Source organism: Pseudomonas sp. 008 (genome assembly GCF_016861935.1).
In the GTDB taxonomy this organism is placed as follows: Bacteria; Pseudomonadota; Gammaproteobacteria; order Pseudomonadales; family Pseudomonadaceae; genus Aquipseudomonas.
On sequence record NZ_BOMA01000002.1, the window covers coordinates 35,436 to 53,323 of the forward strand.

The window sequence follows — 17,888 nt, forward strand, 5'->3', positions numbered from 1 at the left end:
CCATGACCACCGACTGGCACACACTCAATAGCGAACCGGGCCTGCAGACGCTGTATTTGAGAGCGGCGACGCGACGCAAAATCACTGGCACCGCACTGCCTGAGCTGGGTTATCACTGTTGGGTCAACGTCGATCCGAAACGCCTGGAGGCTTATCGCAAAGTGTGTGGTTTCGCCGACAACGGGCTGCTGCCACCGACGTATCCACACATCCTGGCGTTTGCCTTGCAGATGCAACTGCTCACCGCCAAGGCGTTTCCCTTCCCGCTGCTGGGGCTGATTCACTTGAGCAATCGCATTCGAGTCATGCGCCCCATGGGCGGCGTGAGTCGCGTGCGGGTCAGCGTGAAGGTGCAGAACCTGCAACCCCATGCCAAGGGCGCGACCTTCGAATTAGTGACGACGCTCGACGACCAATTGGGGCTGCTGTGGGAAGCTGAAAGCCAGATGCTCTGTCGCGGGGTCAAACTGGCAGGCGAGCCTGTCGAGCAAGCGTTTGCATCGACGCTGGCGCTGACCGAAGTGGCCCACTGGAAAGCACCGGCGGACATTGGTCGCCGATACGCCAAAGTGTCTGGAGACTACAACCCGATTCACCTGAGCGCGATCAGCGCCAGACTCTTCGGTTTCCCCAGCGCCATCGCCCATGGCCTGTGGAACAAGGCGCGCACCCTGGCAGCCCTGAGCGATCATCTACCGACGGCCAACGTCGAGATTGCGGTGCAGTTCAGAAAACCGGTGCGTTTGCCCAGCGAGGTGACGCTGATGTCCAGCGCGGCGGGGTCCAGTGGAGATTTCCAGTTGATGGGGGCCGGGGAGATCGAGCATATGGTGGGGCAGTGGCGGCCGGTTGCCTGATGGATTGTGGTGAGGGGGCTTGCCCCCTCGCCACAGTACACTCAGGAACTCATCAAACCCCGAGGCTGCGGAAACAAATTGTTCAACGTCTCCAACAACCGCACGTGATAGATCGGCTTGCGAAACAGATCCAGCACCTGCAAGCGCAACATGTCACTCACATCCTCCATATCCGCATGCCCCGACGTCACAATCACCGGCAAATGCTGACGAGCCGTGTGCTCACGCAGACGCTTGATCAACGAGATGCCGCTTTCCTCCGGCATCCGCAGATCAGTAATCACCAGCGCAATATCAGGATGGCGAGTCAAATGATGTAGGGCGAGCTTGACCGACGTTGCCGTAAAACACGTAAAGCCCTCGCCCTCCAGCAACTCCGCCAGTTCCAGTAACGCATCCTCCTCATCATCGACCAGAAGAAGCTGTTGCCGAGGGAGGGCTGGAGCGTTCATGGGGTAACACCTGCAATGGACTGAGCCTTGACGTTAGAGGCCCTTTACGGGATTGGCAAATGACTGCCCATTGCCAGCCTTCAAATCAAAGCGCGTTTTGAAGCGTGAGAAACATTGCGGAGACCCTCGTGGAGATGGGTGTCACAAACGCCGCAAGCGCGAGTGCCACCATGCCTGCAATGATCGCGTACTCGATGCCCGAAGCGCCTTCGGTGTCTTTGGCAAGGTCTTTGTAAAAAGCGATGTGGGATTTGATCTTCTGAACCGTCTTAGTGAAGAACATGACATGTCTCCTGAATGACAGCGGATGTTGCACGACCGCAACATGATGCCCCTATGCCAGCATCAGCATTGTCGGCAAACCCATGCCCAACAACTGTAAGAACGCATTAATACTTAAGCAGTAACCGGTTGATTAACGTCACAAAACAGTACTTTGGGCATCAGCCCGTTACTTTTGTCAGATATTTATCGCCCTGTGATGGCATTTTGCTTTGCCTGCGCTACCGTCAAATAGCGAAACAGTCCCACGCTCTTGACTGCCTGATTGCGAAGTCATCTCGTTAGAGTTCTTGGGGGCGTTACGCGCAGGAAAGGGAGAAAGCCTTCATGAACAGCCGCGTCACCCTTGGCCTGGCCGGGCTGTTCCTGGCAGGCGCCATCATTGCCGGTTACTGGGGGCTGGCGCTGAGTCGCCAACCGGCCCCCGAGCCTGTCGCGCAAATCGGCACATCAACGCCCTCGATACAGGTCTCGGTGGATGACCCGACCCGCCAACCGGTGGTGGTGCTGCTGCGTGATATCGCACCGTTCGAGCAGATCACCGCCGCCGACGTGACCCTGGAAAAACTGCGTACTGCCCCCGTCGGCAGCCTGACCCGTCTCGATCAAGCCATTGGCCGTACACCCTGGCACGCGCTCACCGCCGGCAGCTGGCTCAATGATCAGAGTTTCGAAGCCGGCGGTACGCTGGCGCGGATGATCCGCGCCGATGAACGCGCCCTCGCCGTGGCGGCGGATGATGTGATCAATGTCGGCGGCCAATTGAGCCCCGGCGACTATGTCGACGTCCTGCTGTTTCTGCGTATGGACACCAACAACCTCCAGCAGTCGGCCCAGGTCGTGGTCCCGGCGTTGCGCGTACTCGGGGTCGGCGAGCAGTTGGGGCTGACGAACGATGGCAAGCCTGCCAACCCGGCACTCAGCCATGAAGAGAAACTCAAGCAGGAACAACTGCGTTCCAGCGCCCGCACCGTGTTGCTTGCCGTCCCTGAATCCCTCTTGAGCCGCCTGATGCTCGCGGCACAGGTCGGGGTTTTGCGTCTGGCTGTGCGCAGCGCCGAGGAACAACGCCTGAGCCAATACTGGGCCGGCCGTGGTGACTCATCGGCGAGCCTGGCCAACGCCAACCGCGAGCTGGTGCAGTTCAGTCAACTGGCCCTGGCCGGCACTCCACAATCCCCCACCCCCAGAGGCGCAGCACCGCGCAAGCCGAGCGTGGAAGTCATTCGCGGCAATGCCGTCACCCAACAAACGCCCTGAATCGAGCGAGGACTCTCCATGCGCAGATGTTTCACGCCGCACTTCCGCGAAAACGGCCACGTCGATAAACACGGCGGATTATCGCAATGAGCCAAAGCCAGAACCTGAGCCAGACCTTCCTCGCGATCACACGCAACAGCACCGACTTGGAGTGGCTGCAAGGGGCGCTCGCCCCTTTGGGCCGGGTGATCAGCGCCGGTGGCGGCAACCTCGACGAGCTCCTGACGCTGGTGGACGTGACCTTCGCCAGCCTGGTGTTCGTGGGCCTGGACCATGAGCATGTGGTGGCCCAGAGCGCGTTGATCGAGGGAGCCCTGGAAGCCAAACCGATGCTGGCGATCGTGGCCCTGGGCGATGGCATGGACAACCAACTGGTGCTCAATGCCATGCGCGCCGGAGCGCGGGATTTTGTCTCTTACGGCTCGCGGTCCAGTGAAGTCGCCGGCCTGGTGCGACGCCTGAGTAAACGCCTGCCGACCGTGGCGCCGAACACCCAACAGGTTTCACAAGGTGGCCTGACCGTACTTTACGGCGCGCAGAGCAATGGCGACGGCGCGTTGCTCGCCAACCACCTGGCGCACGTGGTGCAAAAGAGCGGCCAGCAAACGCTGTTGCTGGATCTGGGGCTGCCCCGTGGCGACAGCCTGGCCTTGCTGGGGTTGGAGAGTTCGTTTCATTTCGGCGATGCATTGCGTCACCTCAGGCGCCTCGACGCAACGCTGATCGACAGCGCCTTCACCACCTGCGACGCCGGGCTGCGAATCCTCGCCTACGCCAGCAACGATGAACCGCTCGAACAGACCAGCGCCGCCGAGCTGTACATGCTGCTCAGTGCCTTGCGCCAACATTTCCAGCACATCGTGGTGAACCTCACCGGCCAGTCGGACAGTGAAGCATTGCGCACCTTCGTCAGCCATTGCGACAAGTTGCTGTGGTACACCGATCAAAACGTGCTCGACTGCCGACGCAACCTTGAGGTGCTCAGCCGCTGGCGCGAAAAAGGCCTGAAGCTCGACCACGCCAGATTGCTGGTGGACCGCTACCTGCGCAGCGTCGCGCCGGACTCCGACACTTTGGGCAAAACTTTCGGCATGGAGGTGATCGCGGTGTTTGCCTACAGCCCGGAAGTGCGGCTCAACGCCAAGAATCAAGGGCTGAGCCTGTTCGAGCTGGCCCCGCGCGAGGGCCTGACCCAAAGCCTGCGCGCCCTCGGCGAGCAGCTGGCCAAACGCTCCGAAAGCCCGGATAAGCCCAAGGCCGGCTGGTTCAACCGGTTGAGGGGCGTGCAATGAGCGGGGAAAAACTCTTCGGCGCGCCTTCGCACGGGCCGACCGGCAATACCGACCACGAAGGCCTGAAACTGGTGCTGCACCGCTACATCATCGACGCCATCGAAGAGTCCGGAAAAAACCTGCTGGAAGGGTCGCGGCCCATGCTGTCGCAGTTTGTCACCGACAAAGTCGCCGAGTACATCGCCCGTCTGCACCTGGCGATTTCCCGCTACGAGATGGAACGGCTGGCGGAAGAAATCGTCGACGAACTCACCGGTTTCGGTCCGCTGGAAGTGCTGTTGCGCGACTCGGCGGTGACCGAGATATTGGTCAACGGCCCGCACCGGGTGTTCGTCGAACGTGAGGGAGTGTTGCACCTCAGTGACCTGCGGTTCATCGACGACCACCACGTCGAACGAGTCATGCAACGAATTCTCGCGCCCCTCGGCCGACGGCTCGATGAGTCTTCGCCGATGGTCGATGCACGCCTGCCCGATGGCAGTCGGGTCAACGCGATCATTCCACCGATTGCCCTCGACGGCCCATGCCTGTCGATTCGGAAGTTCCGCAAGGACATGCTCAAAAGCACCGACCTGATGGCGATGCAAACCATCGACCAGGCGATCTTCGAGTTCATTCAGGAGGCCGTGGGCAAGCGTTGCAACATCCTGGTCAGCGGCGGTACCGGCACCGGCAAGACCACACTGCTGAACATTCTCAGCCAATTGATCGCCCCTCACGAACGGCTGGTCACCATCGAAGACGTCGCCGAGCTGCAACTCGGCCATCCTCACGTGGTGCGCCTGGAAACCCGGCCGCCGAATGCCGAAGGCCACGGCGAAGTGAAGGCCAGCGACCTGATTCGCAATGCGCTGCGGATGCGCCCGGACAGGATCATCCTCGGCGAGATTCGCGGCGTCGAAGTGGTCGACGTGCTCACCGCCATGAACACCGGGCACGACGGCTCCATGAGCACCGTGCACGCCAACAACGCCCAGGATGCGCTGTTGCGCCTGGAGACGCTGGTGGGCCTGACCGGGCGGCTCATCGCCGAACGCACCCTGCGGCAAATGATTTGCGCGGCGCTGGATGTAGTGATCCAACTGACACGCCTGCCCGATGGCCGCCGCTGCATCAGCGAAGTGGTGGAGGTCGTCGGTATTCGTGACGACGTCTACGTGACCAACACCCTGTTCCGCTTCGACCGACACACCGGCCGCGGTTTTCTGCGCGAGGCAGCCAACCCCGCCGGCGACAAACTGCGTCGCGAGTCGGCACTCTCTCCCTTGGCATATTGAGGGTCACGGTATGCTCAAACCGGCGCTGCTCATCCTGCTTTGTCTGACGCTGTTGGGGGTGTCGATCCGTTTGTTCTACAACAGTCTGCGCCAGGCCGGCATCGACCGAACCCTCGGCCGCCTGACCCAGGGACAACCGCAACTGACGGTGGCGAAATCATCCTGGTCTGGCCTGGAACGAGCCTTTCTACGCGCCGGCCTCGGCCGTCCCACCGAACGTATCGGGTCGTGGCTGCTGCTCTGGGCCTTTGGCGTCCTGCTGGGGTTTGCCCTCGCGGGCTGGATCGGTTTGTTGATGTTGCTGCTGGTGCCGCCCCTGGCTCTGCGGCTGTACATCAGCTGGCGATATCAGCGCCGGCTCAAGCGCATGATCGAACAACTGCCGACGCTGCTCGATCACACCGTGCGCAGCCTGAAGTCCGGACGCACCCTGGCCGATGCAGTGCTGGGCGCCATCAACGCCGCCGAAGCGCCACTCAAAGACGCCATGGGTCGGGTTCAGCGCAACGTGCACTTGGGCGTCAGCCTGCCGGACGCCGTTTCAGACCTCGCCGAGCTGTATGAGAAAGACGAATTTCGCCTGTTCGCGCTGGGCCTGAAGGTCAATCACCGCTATGGCGGCAATGCCAGTGAGCTGTTCGAAAACCTGATCAAAATGATCCGCGAACGAGACCAGGCGGCGCGCCAACTGCGCGCCATGACCGGCGAAACCCGCGTCACCGCCGTGGTGCTGGGCCTGATGCCTGTGGGGCTTGCCGGTTACTTTTTGGTGTCCAATCCGAAATACCTGCTGGCCATGTGGAACAGCGGCTCGGGACAACTGATGCTGGCGACCGCGTTCGGCTTGCAGGTCGTCGGCTGCCTGGCGCTGTGGCGCATGTTGCGAAGTGTATGAAAATCGCCCTGCTGCTGAGCGCACTGCTGTTTCTGGCGGCCACGCTGTTGCTGCTCAGTGGCCTGCTGGACCAGCACCGGCGTGCGCGCCAGGTAGCCCAACGGCTGGACGGCAAACCGCTGAGCGACCATCGCGTCAGTCACTGGCTACAACTGCTGGGCGACAGCCGCATCGGTCAGCGTTCGATCCAACTGGACAACGAAACCCAGACCCTGCTCAACCGCCTCGGCTGGCGCAGCGCCCGACAACGCTCGCTGTTCGCCGCCTTCCAGATCGGCACACCGGTGCTGGCGTTGGCCCTGTGCCTGTTGATCCAGGGCCTGTTCTTCCCGCAGGTGAACAACCACTGGATCACTCCAACCCTCGCCACCGCCCTCGGCTACCTGCTGCCCAAACGCTTACTCGCCGCCGCCGCGCAGCAGCGGCAAAAACAACTGGCGATCGAGGTATCAACCTTCATTCCACTGCTGCGCATCCTGTTCGAATCCGGCATGGCGGTGGAACAGTCCCTGCGAGTGTTGAGCATCGAAAGCAAACAACTGCTACCAGCCCTGACCCACGAATTGCGCCTGATACTGGCGCGGGTCGATTCCGGTCTAGAACTGGGCGAAGAACTGAACAAGGCCACCCAATTGCTCGCGGTGGACGAATTCACCGACACCTGCGTGATCCTTCAACAACTGATTCACCAGGGCGGCGGCGCGATGAAATCACTGCTGGGGCTCAAGCTGCTGCTCGATGACCGACGCCTGACACGCTTGCAGGAATACATCTCCAAGATGTCCGCAAAAATGTCCGTGGTGATGATGTTGTTTCTCTTCCCGGCATTGCTGATCGTGCTGGCCGGACCAAGCTTCACCGCGCTGGCGCGGGCGTTTGGTTCTTGAAAGACCGACAATCCTGTAGGAGCGAGCCTGTGGCGAGGGGGCTTGCCCCCGTTGGGCTGCGAAGCTGCCCAAAAATCTCTGGTGGTCCAAAGATCTTGTGAGTGCTACGCACTCAAACGGGGGCAAGCCCCCTCGCCACAGGTCGCTCCTACAAGGGGGTTAGCAGTGTGGCGCGGGTTTTGGTACGTCGACGTTATCCAGCACCCGATTCACCGCCAGCTCGGCCAGCATGATCACCTGCTGAATCGCCAGGAGCGTATGCCGCTGTGGGGCGTCGACATACGCAGCAATGTCGCTGGTCATGACGCTGGCTGAGGCCAGTGACTCGCAGACATGAGCGAGCAGGCTTTCGTTGTCCATGTCCGGGGCGACCAGAAACATCCTGCTTGGTTTGCGGCCTTCGGGTTGTTTGGGTGGTGGCTTGAGGTAGTGGTCGAGCGCGCGTTCGGCGGCTTCGTTGAGTTTTTTGGAATCAGGGGATTCGTAGGGGGAAACGTCGTCAGTTTCAGGGGGATTTGGTGTGGCTTTGAACATGATTACACCTCCGGGATGAAATGGAGCCACTTCCAAATTGCCGCGACGCAATTTGGGGTGGCAGCTGTACGCGGGTTCGCGGACCGACCCCTGAGGCTTGCTCGGCATACCCGAAGGTATCCCGCGCACAGTCGCCATGACACGAAACGACAGACACCAAAAAGTGTTGTTGTTCGGTGGAGCGATTATGCCTCAAGAATCGAGCCGCGACGCCCGGTCGCTGAATTGTCAGCGACGGACAAAGGCTAGAGACGCCGCTTCCGACGGGCAACCTGAAAAACATGTGGGAAGGTTCTGACGTTTTTACCGACCAATAAACATCGTTGCCTGTAAGGTTGCCTTCGCGGGCAAGTCGGATCGCCGCACCGCTCGCTCCTACAAGTGGGTCGGCGTATGTCTGGGAGAGATAGGTCGGCTGTCAGGCCGCCAGGATCAAAAGATCGCAGCCTTCGGCAGCTCACAGGGGAGCGGCATACACCCGCCAAACTACAGGCCGAGCGTTAGCTCGCCTGCCGCTTTTGATCTTGATTCACCCGCCCCTTCGGGAGGCTGAGTGGAGGTGTTCATCTGGGGATTGGCGCGCAGCGCCGTTCGACGCAGTCGAACACATCGCATGTAGGTTGAAGCGAAGCCAACCGTAGGGCGATGCCCCCAGATGAATACCGGAGCGAAGGAACCCCGAGCCTTAGCGAGGGGCCGGACGTTCGGGGCGAGACCTTTTGGTTACTTTTGGGGCGTTTGCCAAAAGTGCCTCGCCGTAAGGGCGAAACCATAAGTAGCCGTTACCGCAGAAATGGATATGTACCCGACCAACAAGAACCTGGTCGGCTACCAGGCCGCCAAGATCAAGAGACAGAAACTCAGTGCGCAGAAACCCGCCGCCCCCCAGCATTCCCGGGCGACAACGCCAACGCCACCTGCGTACGATTATGCATATGCGTCAACCGCAACACCTGCGACACATAAAGCTTCACCGTGTTCTCGGTAATCCCCAACTCACAGGCAATCTGATAATTGGTCTGCCCCTTGCCCACCAACTGCGCCACCTCCAACTGCCGCGGCGACAACTGATTGAACACCGCCGGCATCCCCACCACCCGCTCCGGTTCACCGACCACACTGTCAACCGAACCTGACACAGGTTCCGGGGACGCCCCCCGACGAACCTTGTCCAGATCCTGATAAAGCTCATCGATCGATTCACAAAGATACTGCAGCTTCTGACTCAAATGCCCCAACTGCAGATTTCTCTGCCGCTCCTGCAAGGCCACCTCCTGACGCTGCAAACCTTCGAGCAACTCAGCCAGATCAATCGGCTTCTGATAGTAATCGGCGAACCCGATACGCAAAGCCTTGATCACATCCTGCTTGTTCGCATACCCGGTGAGCATGATCGCCTCGAACGCCCGGTGCTTGCCCGACAACCGCTGCAGCGCCTGGACAAGCTGGATGCCATCCATGTCAGGCATCTGCAAATCACACAACACCAAGCCAATATTCACGTCTTCGCTGAAACGCTCGATCGCCTGATGGCCAGAGACGCAAGGCACGCAGCGATAACCATTGAGCTCGATGAACTCGCAAAGCTCTTCGACAATCAACGGCTCATCATCAACCACAAGAACTTTTACTGCCGAGGTAAGCTTGTTCACGTGCCACTCCATGCCAAGTCTGGCTTGGCTGCTCCTGCACCGACACCGACACCGACACCGACACCACAGGCTGTACAACAACTGTTTTGAAAGTAGACGCACTTTCCAACTATGTACATAGAACAGGGGGACGCCTGCGATTAATGCATCCAGGCCAGTGTGAGCAGCACACCCACCAGCACGAACGGCGCAAAGGGCTGCTTTTTTGACGTCCCAGGCTCCAGGTAACGAAGACGCGCCCTAAGCCCCTGACCCATATGCAGCCAGAGTCTTGGCGCCAGCAGCAGCCAGAGCGCACTTGCCACCCCAGCGCCGATGAAACCGCCGAGCAGGTGCGTACCGTCCGTCGCAAGGCCCAGCGTCGCCATCAGCTTCACGTCGCCTGCCCCCATGCGTCGCACTGCATAACCGGGCAAGGTGAAGGCCAATGCCAACAACAAAGCCCCGCCGCCCTGCACCGCCTCGGCCCCCAGCCACGTAGTCCCTGTCCACAATAGATAGATAAGCGCCAGCACACCTGCGCCAACGGTCAGGCCGTTGCCGATGTGGCGTTCTCGGGCATCCTGTGCTGCGCAAAGCGTCAGCCAGATGAGTAGGACAAGGCTCTGCATCCGGTAAAAAACGTCCGTTTTGGCTGAATGATTCTATGCTGACACTACGCAGTAATTGTCAGGGTAGACGCACTCATGAAAACAGGCCTCCCCCGCCAACAAAAAGGTGCCGTGGCGATTGAGTTCGCCTTGGTGTTCGTGATTTTTTTCGCCGTGTTTTATGGGTTGGTCAGTTACAGCCTGCCGCTGTTACTGATGCAATCGTTCAATAAATCCACGGCCGAAGCGGTGCGTCGCAGCGTGGCGCTGGACCCAAGCACCGCCAATTACGACACCGCCGTGCGAACCGTTGCCACCACCGAACTGACCCGGCAGCTGGCCTGGATTCCCGCCGCGCTGAACTTCAACGTGGCCACCGACGCCAGCGCCACCTACACCGGCGGCGTGCTGACGGTCAGCATCAACTACCCCACCAGTAAACTGAATCAAGTGCTGCCGTTTCTGGTACTGCCGGGAATCGGTTCGGTGCCCAATCTGCCGCCGACCCTCACGGCCCAATCGAGCCTGCAGTTTTGAGCTCCGGGGACAAACTCTTCGGGCGTCTGCTTAATCGTCACCCGCCACAGACCCCGAACGCGCCAGACCCTGCGAGCGTGCAGCGTGTCGGCTTGCAGCTGCATCTGAATGATGAAGGTCGAGTGATTCAGCTGAGCGGTCCGTTGCGGCATCTGCTGGCGCAACAGATACCCGACGCGCAGTCACCGCACCTGCTCGATTACCTCATGCCCCATAGCGCCCTGTCGGTCGAAGGCACGCCGGCCGAGTGGCAGGGACAAAATCTGGACCTGGACTTTTTTAGTCTCGCCGGGCAACCGCTGCACTTGCGCGGCTGGGTGCAGCCGTTGGGCGAAGAATGGTTGTTGCAGTTGATCGACATCGGCGATCTGTTGCTCGAACGTCGACAAGCGCGCAGTCGTGAACAGTGCCAGTTGCTCGCGGCGCAGGTCAGCGAGCAGTTGCGCCTGTGCAGCCTGACGCGCCTGCCCGAGGTATTGGCCGAACAACTGCAAGGTCTGGCCCAGCGTTTTCAGATCCCGTGCATGGCCATGGCCTTGCTCGATGAACAGGCCGAGGGTTGGTTGATTCACCAGCAGTACGCGGCCTTCGATGCACCAAGGTTGTGGGAAACCCATCAACGCCTGGGCACCGGCCTCGACAGTTTGAATGGCTCAGTCCCCCAACAGTTGACACCCAGCGAGCACCCACGCCTGCAAAGCATCTTCGGCAATACCGAAGGGTTCGCGGTGCCCTATCGCAATGCCCTGGGCGTGGTCGCGTGGTTGCTCTGTGGTTTCTACCCGGTGCAAGAACGTGCTCCCGACTTGAGCGAGCGCGACTGGTTGCAACTCACCGCCGCCCTGGCCGGCCCGCTGCTGGAGCGCTTGCGCGAGCATCAGCACCACCTGCAACTGGAGCGGCTGGAATCTCTACAAGCCTTGCTCGGTACCGGTTGGTGGGAGGTCTTCAGCGACCATGCCGAAGTGCAATTGGCGCCGTCGCTCGCCAGTACGCTGAACCTTGCGAGCACTCGTTTTCCGCTGCACGACTGGCTCGAACAGATTCATCCCGCCGACCGTGAAGAGCTGACGATTCGCCTGCAATCCTTGCAAGACGAAGGCGCGCCGTTGCTGTTGTGCGTACGTCTGCATCGCCCCGACACGGCGCAAGCGCCGATCTGGTATCGACTGCAAGGCCAGGCGTTGGGCATCGGCAAAAACCGTCGGCTGGTGGGTTTCATGCTCGACATCAGCGACATCAAAAACCAACAGCAGAACGCCGCTGCCGCCCATGCCCGGCTGGACAACCTGATCGCCAGTTCACCGGCGGTGATCTACGTGCAGCGCTATGTCGAAGGGGCGCTGCAACCGACGTTTTTCAGCGACAGCCTGTTGCCGCTGCTCGGTTGGTCGCTCGCCGACTGCGCCGCAGGCTCGCTGGTGGAGCGGGTCCATCCTGAAGACCGCGACGGCTATTTCGAGCGTACCCGGCAACTGCTGCGCGAGGGTTCGGTGAGCGCCCGTTATCGACTGCGCGACAGTCACGGCGATTACCACTGGCTGCTCGACGAAGCCAAACTGCTGCGCGATGACCTCGGGTTGCCGGTGGAAGCCGTGGGCCTGTGGCTGGATGTCACCGAGGCGACCCTGGCCACCGAGAAAGTCAAACAGAGTGAAGAGCGCTACCGGATCCTGGTGGAAGACTCCCCGGCGATGATCTGCCGCTACCGCCCCGACCTGACGCTGACCTTCGGCAACCGGCCTCTGGCGACCTATCTGGAATGCCAACCCGAGCAGCTGCCGGGGGTGAACCTGGGCAGCTGGATGTCGTCGGAGCAGCGCGAAGCGTTCCTCCAGCGCCTCAGTCGACTGAGCCCGGAGTTCCCGGTCAGCACTGCGGAGATCAACCTGCAACTGCCGGGACGGGAACACGCCTGGTGGGTCTGGTCGGATCGCGGCGTGTTCGACGACCAGGGTCGTTTGCTGGAAATTCAGGCCGTGGGCCGCGACAACACTGAGGTCAGGCGCGCCCAGCAGCAGCTTACCCAGAGCGCGAAAATGGCCACCCTCGGCGAAATGGCCACTGGGCTTGCCCATGAGATCAATCAGCCGCTGAACGTGATGCGCATGGCCATTGTCAATGTGCTCAAGCGCCTGAGCAATGGCGATGCGCAAATCGATTACCTGACTGACAAGCTCAATCGCATCGACGCACAAGTCCAGCGCGCCGCGAAGGTGGTGGATCACATGCGGGTGTTCGGCCGGCGTTCGGAGGTCGAGCAGCAGCCGTTCAATCCGGTTCAAGCCATCGAGGGCACGCTGGCGCTGCTGTCCGAAGGCCTGCGCGGCAAAGGCATTGAGCTGCGGGTCAGCGAGAGCGGTTTTGATGTGCAGGTGCGCGGTTACGTCGATCAGCTGGAACAGGTGCTGATCAACCTGATGGTCAATGCACGGGATGCGCTGCTGAGCAAACGCGAGGCCGACCCGGCGTTCAAACCGTGGATTTCGCTGTACGCCGAACGTGATGAGCATTCAGTGCGGCTGTGGGTCGAGGACAACGGCGGCGGCATCGACCCACGGTTGCTGGAGCGGATTTTCGAGCCATTCTTCACCACCAAACCGGTGGGCGTCGGTACTGGGCTCGGGTTGTCGGTGAGTTACGGCATCGTCGAGAACATGGGCGGACGGTTGAGCGTAAGAAACGCGGCCGAAGGCGCGCGATTCTGCATCGAGTTGCCGATTGTCCCGGGCGATCAGATCACCAGCGACGCGCGCCCTGAGTGACAACTGAGGTTGGCGCCGACGTCGACCTTGTTCAAGTCGACCCCAAGGCTTATCAGCACAGTGTTGATCAGACTGTCGAGCAACGGGTTGAGCACGCCGTTGATTGCGCTGACCAGCAAACTGGTCACGCTGCTCAGGATCGCCCCCAGACCGCCGACGAGACTGCCTGACGGGCCATACATATCGACGTGAAGGTTGACCGGGGTGTTGAGCAAGTTGCTGACAATGCTGCTGGTGGAAAATGAGTAGTAAAACGGCGGCTGGTTGATGTCCGGCAGGCTGTTGGCCGGTGGTGCGGAATAGACATGGGGCATGTTGGTGTTCGCCGCCACACTGGTGTCGGCAACGACATCGATGCCACCACCGACGCCTGGCACACGCGGATCGCAGGTGATGGGCACGAACAAAAACCTGCGACAGGTTTTGATCCCGATATCGATCAGTTTCAACGGCAGCACCGTGACCGTCGGTGGTGCGGTGTTGCTGCCGAACATACTGGCGGCATCGATCCGGCCGATTTTCAGGTTCACCAGCGATGCGCTGGTGTTGGTGGTCAGGGTTTTGTTGGTGTTGCTGATGCAGCTGTAAGCCGTGACGTAACTATCGGCACTGGCGACGTCCAGCGCCACGTCGAGCCGTATCGGCCCCGGTAGCACGATGACGTCGGGCGTCTGACAGGGCACGCCGATGGCACAGGTCAGTGAATTGAGCACCGCCACCAGGTCGAGATTGAGCAAGGCGTTGAGGGTGTTGGTCAGCGGTCCTGCCAGATCCGCCGCGGCATTGACCAGCGCCGCGATGGCGTCCAGCGCCGGCAAGTCGATCGACAACAACGTGCGAAGCTGTGCGGTTCTCACGTAGATCCGATTGGGCCCCAGCGGATCCAGCGCGGCGTTTTTCGGATTGCCGATCGCGGAGAGTTGCGGCGGCTCCAACACCTGCACCCGAGCGGTGATTTGCGCCAGCCCTGCCAGATTGATCGGCACTGTCGCCACCACACCGTTTTTCTTGTTGGCCAGTTGCACGACGCCTTCGATCAGGTTGAACACACTCACAGTCGTCGCGAACGTTGAGACGTCGCTGCCGTTCTCGACGTGCAGCAGATTGCCCAACACCACAGTCGTGGAGCCAGCGGCCACCTTGAGGGCTTGTAGACCGACAATGGTCGCCGTCGCACCGAGGGTGCCGCCGGGGTCCAGCACATTGACGGCGGTCTGGATCAATTGGCTGACGGCCACCGAAGCGCCCAATACCTGGTTATACCCGGCGGCGTTGAGGCCGAGGTCGACCTTCAGTCGATCAAGGTAACCCAGCAGCCTGATGTTGGTGTTCACCAACCCATCCCACCCTGCCACGGACACGTTCAGACTGCCGCCGAGCAAACCGCCGAACAGCGCATTGAGGGTGGCCGACTTGCTGCTATCGATGCTCAGCGCTGTGGTGCGCAGGGTCAGCGATGCCAGCGGTGGCGGCAGCGCCGCAACGGCGGTCGCCGTCAGGTTGAGGGTGGCCCCGGCCGGCGCACCGCCGAACAGGGCGCCAACGCCACCGGCGAAACTCTGCGGCACTGAATGACTGACGATCACCCGAATGGCTTCGCTGCTGCTTGGGTTAGCCACAAAAACCCGAAGACTGTTGGCGTCCAGGCTCAAGGTGCCACAGGCTACCGCCAGGCTGCGCGTGGGGTCAGGAAGGGTGAAGCCGTTGCGGTTTACGCTGGCGGTGGCATAGGCGGTAGCGCTGGCACCCACGGCGCAATCACCGTTGCGCGTGGCAGCCTCCAGTGCGGCCATGTCCGCTATCCGCTGCAAGCTGCGTTTTTCCAGGTACAAGCGGCCACTGTCGACCACGATCAGCAGGAACACCAGGGCCATGCCGAGGGTCAGCACTGCCATCAAACCGATCGCTCCCCGTTGCCGGGCCGGGCTACGAAACTGCAAGCAGGGAGACATGGCGCACTCCTTTGCCGGCACACCGCCGAGGGCTACCTCCATTGATGAACAGCAGTGTAGACAAGGGTTTGCTGGATTGCTGGCAACTAGCCACTCCACCAACAAAAACTCCATGTGGGAATGGGCTTATTGTGGGGCGTGTGCGGCGAGGGGGCTTGCCCCCGTTGGGGCGCGAAGCCCCCCCTAAAACCAGCAACCACAATCTTGAACTTAGAAAGTGGTGACTGGTTTTACGACTGCTTCGCAGCCGAACGGGGGCAAGCCCCCTCGCCACAGGCTCGCCCTACAGGGGGCTGTGGTGTTGGTTAGTTCAGGGTTCAGCGCGGTGGATAGTTAGCCAATATGCGCCCAACCGTCTGGCGTATCGTATTGCTGCGGTCCTCTGGCTTGGGTGTGCGGCTGAGAGTCTGCTCGTCGCTGCCGCGCCACACCAGTTTGCCGTCCTTGCCATCGAGCAGGTCGATCTGGATGGTCGCCACCTTGTAGCTGACGTTGCGGGTTTCGTTGTACATCGGCCCGCCCCAGTAGCCGTTCCATGGGCCACCATAACCGCCGCCATAGGAGGTGGTCACTTGTTGCTGGCGATCTTCAACGATCAGGTAGGTCTGCACCTTAAGGTCTGCCTTGGCGCCGGCGGCGGCCGGACGCAAGCCACGCTGATCCAGTTGATCGGCAACGGCCTGGCGGATGCGTTGCTCGGTCAGGTCACTCTTGATCCTTGGGTCGTCGGGACGGTATTGCACGGCGGGCTCTTTCCAGCTCCAGCTGCGATAGGCGGCAAAGTCGCGGCTGGCATCGAAGTCATGATTGACCTCGTTGGCGGCGCAGCCAGTGAGCAGCGCGGCGATGGCCAGTAAAACGAGACGGCGGAACATGATTTTTCTCCGATTGAAGACATGCACCTGCGGGGCGCTCCCTTAATAGGGAGCTAACTAGGAGGATACGCCGACATGGCCTTTTCGACAGCTTCGCGCAGGGCATCGGCACGTTCGCTCTGGTTGCCCTGACTGCTGGTTTCGGCACTGGCACTCCACACCGGTTGACCGGTGCTCGCGTCGAACAGATCGACCCGCACCACCACAACCTGTACCTGATAAGTACGGACGACCGGCACGCTGTTGTACATGCCGTAACCCGTGCCGTAGCGGTTGTAACCACCGCCGTAATACCCGCCGCCATAGCCGCCACCGTAACCAGAGCCGTCCTGCACCTGACGCAAGCGGGTTTCCAGCCGCAGGTCGGCGCTGACCAACAGGTCCGCCGGGCGGTTGTCGTGCAGTGGGCGCAAGCCGCGCTGGTCTAGGGCATTGCTGACGACTTCGGCCACCTGCTCCGAATCGGCCCAGGCCGTGCCCGCAGGCAGGCGCCCGTTGAGCCAGGCCCAGCTGCGGTAGCGACCGTAATCCCGTGGCGCCGCCGGGTAGGCGCTGCGGTCGAAAGTGCCGGCGGCCTGGGGCGGTGCCGGTGGCAGGGGATTGGACGTCGCGATGTAAGGGTTGTTGCCCTGACAGGCCGCCAACCCCAGACAGATCACCAGTAACCCTGAACGACTATTCATTGCCCACTCCGGTCAGATCGGCCGACAGATCCAGTGCAAGTAGCGCCCAAGCCCGGCGAAGCTTGGGTGACGGCGGTGAGCCAATTCCATTTCCAACAAGTCGAGCAGTTCGGCGCGGGCCTGGAATTCCACCGGCATGTAGTCATGAAAAACCCGCACTCCACTCTGGGTTTCGACCCGCCACAGACCCTCAAGTTGCGCTGCCAGCTCCCGTGGATCAAGCGGCTGTTGCGGCGTCAGGCTCTGCTTCTCGCCGGCCATGTCGTTCTTGCGCATCTTGCGGAAATGGCCCTTGAGCAGGTTGCGGTAGATCAGCGCATCGCGGTTGTAGAACGCCAGGGACAACCAGCCATCCGGCTTCGTCAGCTGATGCAGCACTGGCAAAATCGCATGGGGTTCGGCCAGCCATTCCAGCACGGCGTGGCACAGCACCAGGTCGTAGGGTTCGGTGAGCTGACCAAGCAACTCCTGCCACGGCGCCTGAATGAATGTCGCGGTCTGCCCGGCTTCGGCAAAACGCTGGCGAGCGCCTTCAAGCATCGGCTCGGCGGGTTCGGCCAGGGTCACCTGGTGACCGCGCTGGGCCAGCCACAACGACATGTGGCCCAGGCCGGCACCGATGTCCAGTACACGCAACGGGCGGTCCGGCAGGGTTTCGGCCAGGTCGGCCTGCAGCACCGCGAGGCGGATCGCCCCTTTGGCGCCACCGTAGATTTTTTCAGCGAAGCGGGTCGCCAACTGATCGAAATGACGGTCGCTCATCAGCTGAACCGCCGTTCGCTGTCCGCGAGCTTGTTGCGTACTACTTCATTCATGTCCAGCCCCAACTCGCTGCACAGCAGCAGTAAATACAGCACGATGTCGCCGATTTCCTGCCCGGCATGGGCCAGTTTGTCCGCCGGCAACTGGCGCGACTGGTCTTCGGTCAGCCACTGGAAGATTTCCACCAGCTCGGACATTTCCACGCTCGCGGCCATGGCCAGGTTTTTCGGGCTGTGAAATTGCCGCCAGTCATTGCGGTCACGAATGGCGTGCAGGCGTTCGGTCAGTTCAACAAGGTTCATCGGGCTCTCCTGAAGGCGTATAGCTTCAGGGGGA

The 17,888-nt window shown here is 61.1% G+C and carries 18 protein-coding genes; 8 read left to right on the forward strand and 10 right to left on the reverse strand.

Going from position 1 to position 17,888, the window contains the following annotated elements; genetic code table 11:
• Positions 1–2 precede the first annotated feature (2 nt).
• Positions 3–857 carry a MaoC/PaaZ C-terminal domain-containing protein gene (locus JUI81_RS04830; protein WP_019582294.1) on the forward strand — a complete coding sequence of 285 codons (855 nt, stop codon included), beginning with the start codon at positions 3–5 and terminating at the stop codon, positions 855–857.
• Between the two features lie 41 nt (positions 858–898).
• On the opposite strand, the gene JUI81_RS04835 is transcribed toward JUI81_RS04830, so the two are convergent.
• Both JUI81_RS04835 and JUI81_RS04840 read right to left on the reverse strand, forming a co-directional pair.
• Entirely contained in the window at positions 899–1,309 is a 411-nt protein-coding gene (locus tag JUI81_RS04835) for a response regulator (RefSeq protein ID WP_019582293.1), read from the reverse strand.
• An 85-nt stretch (positions 1,310–1,394) separates the two neighbouring features.
• On the reverse strand, positions 1,395–1,592 hold the full coding sequence (locus JUI81_RS04840) for a Flp family type IVb pilin (RefSeq protein WP_019582292.1): 198 nt from the start codon (positions 1,590–1,592) through the stop codon (positions 1,395–1,397).
• A 326-nt stretch (positions 1,593–1,918) separates the two neighbouring features.
• On the opposite strand from JUI81_RS04840, the gene cpaB reads away from it, so the two are divergent.
• The 5 genes from cpaB (at position 1,919) to JUI81_RS04865 (ending at position 7,202) form a co-directional block, all read left to right on the forward strand.
• Positions 1,919–2,851, forward strand: coding sequence for a Flp pilus assembly protein CpaB (gene cpaB / locus JUI81_RS04845; RefSeq protein WP_019582291.1), 933 nt, complete (start codon positions 1,919–1,921; stop codon positions 2,849–2,851).
• Between the two features lie 86 nt (positions 2,852–2,937).
• Positions 2,938–4,143 (forward strand): pilus assembly protein, encoded by a 1,206-nt coding sequence (locus JUI81_RS04850; protein ID WP_204123872.1) that lies wholly within the window; start codon positions 2,938–2,940, stop codon positions 4,141–4,143.
• Positions 4,140–5,420 (forward strand): CpaF family protein, encoded by a 1,281-nt coding sequence (locus JUI81_RS04855; RefSeq protein WP_204123873.1) that lies wholly within the window; start codon positions 4,140–4,142, stop codon positions 5,418–5,420. The genes JUI81_RS04850 and JUI81_RS04855 overlap by 4 nt, the downstream gene beginning before the upstream one ends.
• Before the next feature lie 10 nt (positions 5,421–5,430).
• Positions 5,431–6,315, forward strand: a complete 885-nt coding sequence (locus tag JUI81_RS04860; protein WP_204123874.1) for a type II secretion system F family protein — start codon at positions 5,431–5,433, stop codon at positions 6,313–6,315.
• Positions 6,312–7,202, forward strand: coding sequence for a type II secretion system F family protein (locus JUI81_RS04865; RefSeq protein WP_204123875.1), 891 nt, complete (start codon positions 6,312–6,314; stop codon positions 7,200–7,202). Before JUI81_RS04860 ends, JUI81_RS04865 begins: the two co-directional genes overlap by 4 nt.
• 159 nt (positions 7,203–7,361) lie before the next feature.
• On the opposite strand, the gene JUI81_RS04870 is transcribed toward JUI81_RS04865, so the two are convergent.
• The 3 genes from JUI81_RS04870 to JUI81_RS04880 form a co-directional block, all read right to left on the reverse strand.
• Entirely contained in the window at positions 7,362–7,736 is a 375-nt protein-coding gene (locus tag JUI81_RS04870) for a DUF6124 family protein (RefSeq protein ID WP_019582286.1), read from the reverse strand.
• 860 nt (positions 7,737–8,596) lie between these two features.
• Positions 8,597–9,388 carry a response regulator transcription factor gene (locus JUI81_RS04875; RefSeq protein ID WP_275406296.1) on the reverse strand — a complete coding sequence of 264 codons (792 nt, stop codon included), beginning with the start codon at positions 9,386–9,388 and terminating at the stop codon, positions 8,597–8,599.
• Between the two features lie 140 nt (positions 9,389–9,528).
• Positions 9,529–9,999 (reverse strand): prepilin peptidase, encoded by a 471-nt coding sequence (locus JUI81_RS04880; protein ID WP_096481238.1) that lies wholly within the window; start codon positions 9,997–9,999, stop codon positions 9,529–9,531.
• 75 nt (positions 10,000–10,074) lie between these two features.
• On the opposite strand from JUI81_RS04880, the gene JUI81_RS04885 reads away from it, so the two are divergent.
• Positions 10,075–10,515, forward strand: coding sequence for a TadE/TadG family type IV pilus assembly protein (locus JUI81_RS04885; protein ID WP_096481240.1), 441 nt, complete (start codon positions 10,075–10,077; stop codon positions 10,513–10,515).
• On the forward strand, positions 10,512–13,280 hold the full coding sequence (locus tag JUI81_RS04890) for an ATP-binding protein (RefSeq protein WP_204123877.1): 2,769 nt from the start codon (positions 10,512–10,514) through the stop codon (positions 13,278–13,280). Before JUI81_RS04885 ends, JUI81_RS04890 begins: the two co-directional genes overlap by 4 nt.
• Here JUI81_RS04890 and JUI81_RS04895 read toward each other — a convergent pair.
• The 5 genes from JUI81_RS04895 to JUI81_RS04915 all read right to left on the reverse strand — a co-directional run bounded on the left by JUI81_RS04895 (position 13,250) and on the right by JUI81_RS04915 (position 17,854).
• Positions 13,250–15,232, reverse strand: a complete 1,983-nt coding sequence (locus tag JUI81_RS04895; RefSeq protein ID WP_204123878.1) for a pilus assembly protein TadG-related protein — start codon at positions 15,230–15,232, stop codon at positions 13,250–13,252. The genes JUI81_RS04890 and JUI81_RS04895 overlap by 31 nt on opposite strands.
• Positions 15,233–15,549: 317 nt before the next feature.
• Positions 15,550–16,107 carry a DUF4136 domain-containing protein gene (locus tag JUI81_RS04900; RefSeq protein ID WP_204123879.1) on the reverse strand — a complete coding sequence of 186 codons (558 nt, stop codon included), beginning with the start codon at positions 16,105–16,107 and terminating at the stop codon, positions 15,550–15,552.
• 53 nt (positions 16,108–16,160) lie between these two features.
• The gene (locus tag JUI81_RS04905) at positions 16,161–16,790 is read right to left on the reverse strand and encodes a DUF4136 domain-containing protein (protein WP_204123880.1); all 630 of its coding nucleotides are present in this window, start codon (positions 16,788–16,790) and stop codon (positions 16,161–16,163) included.
• Positions 16,791–16,802: 12 nt separating this feature from the next.
• Positions 16,803–17,552: a methyltransferase domain-containing protein gene (locus tag JUI81_RS04910; protein WP_019582282.1), complete on the reverse strand. Its 750-nt coding sequence runs from the start codon at positions 17,550–17,552 to the stop codon at positions 16,803–16,805.
• Positions 17,552–17,854 (reverse strand): MazG-like family protein, encoded by a 303-nt coding sequence (locus tag JUI81_RS04915; RefSeq protein WP_007937232.1) that lies wholly within the window; start codon positions 17,852–17,854, stop codon positions 17,552–17,554. The genes JUI81_RS04910 and JUI81_RS04915 overlap by 1 nt, the downstream gene beginning before the upstream one ends.
• Positions 17,855–17,888 lie beyond the last annotated feature (34 nt).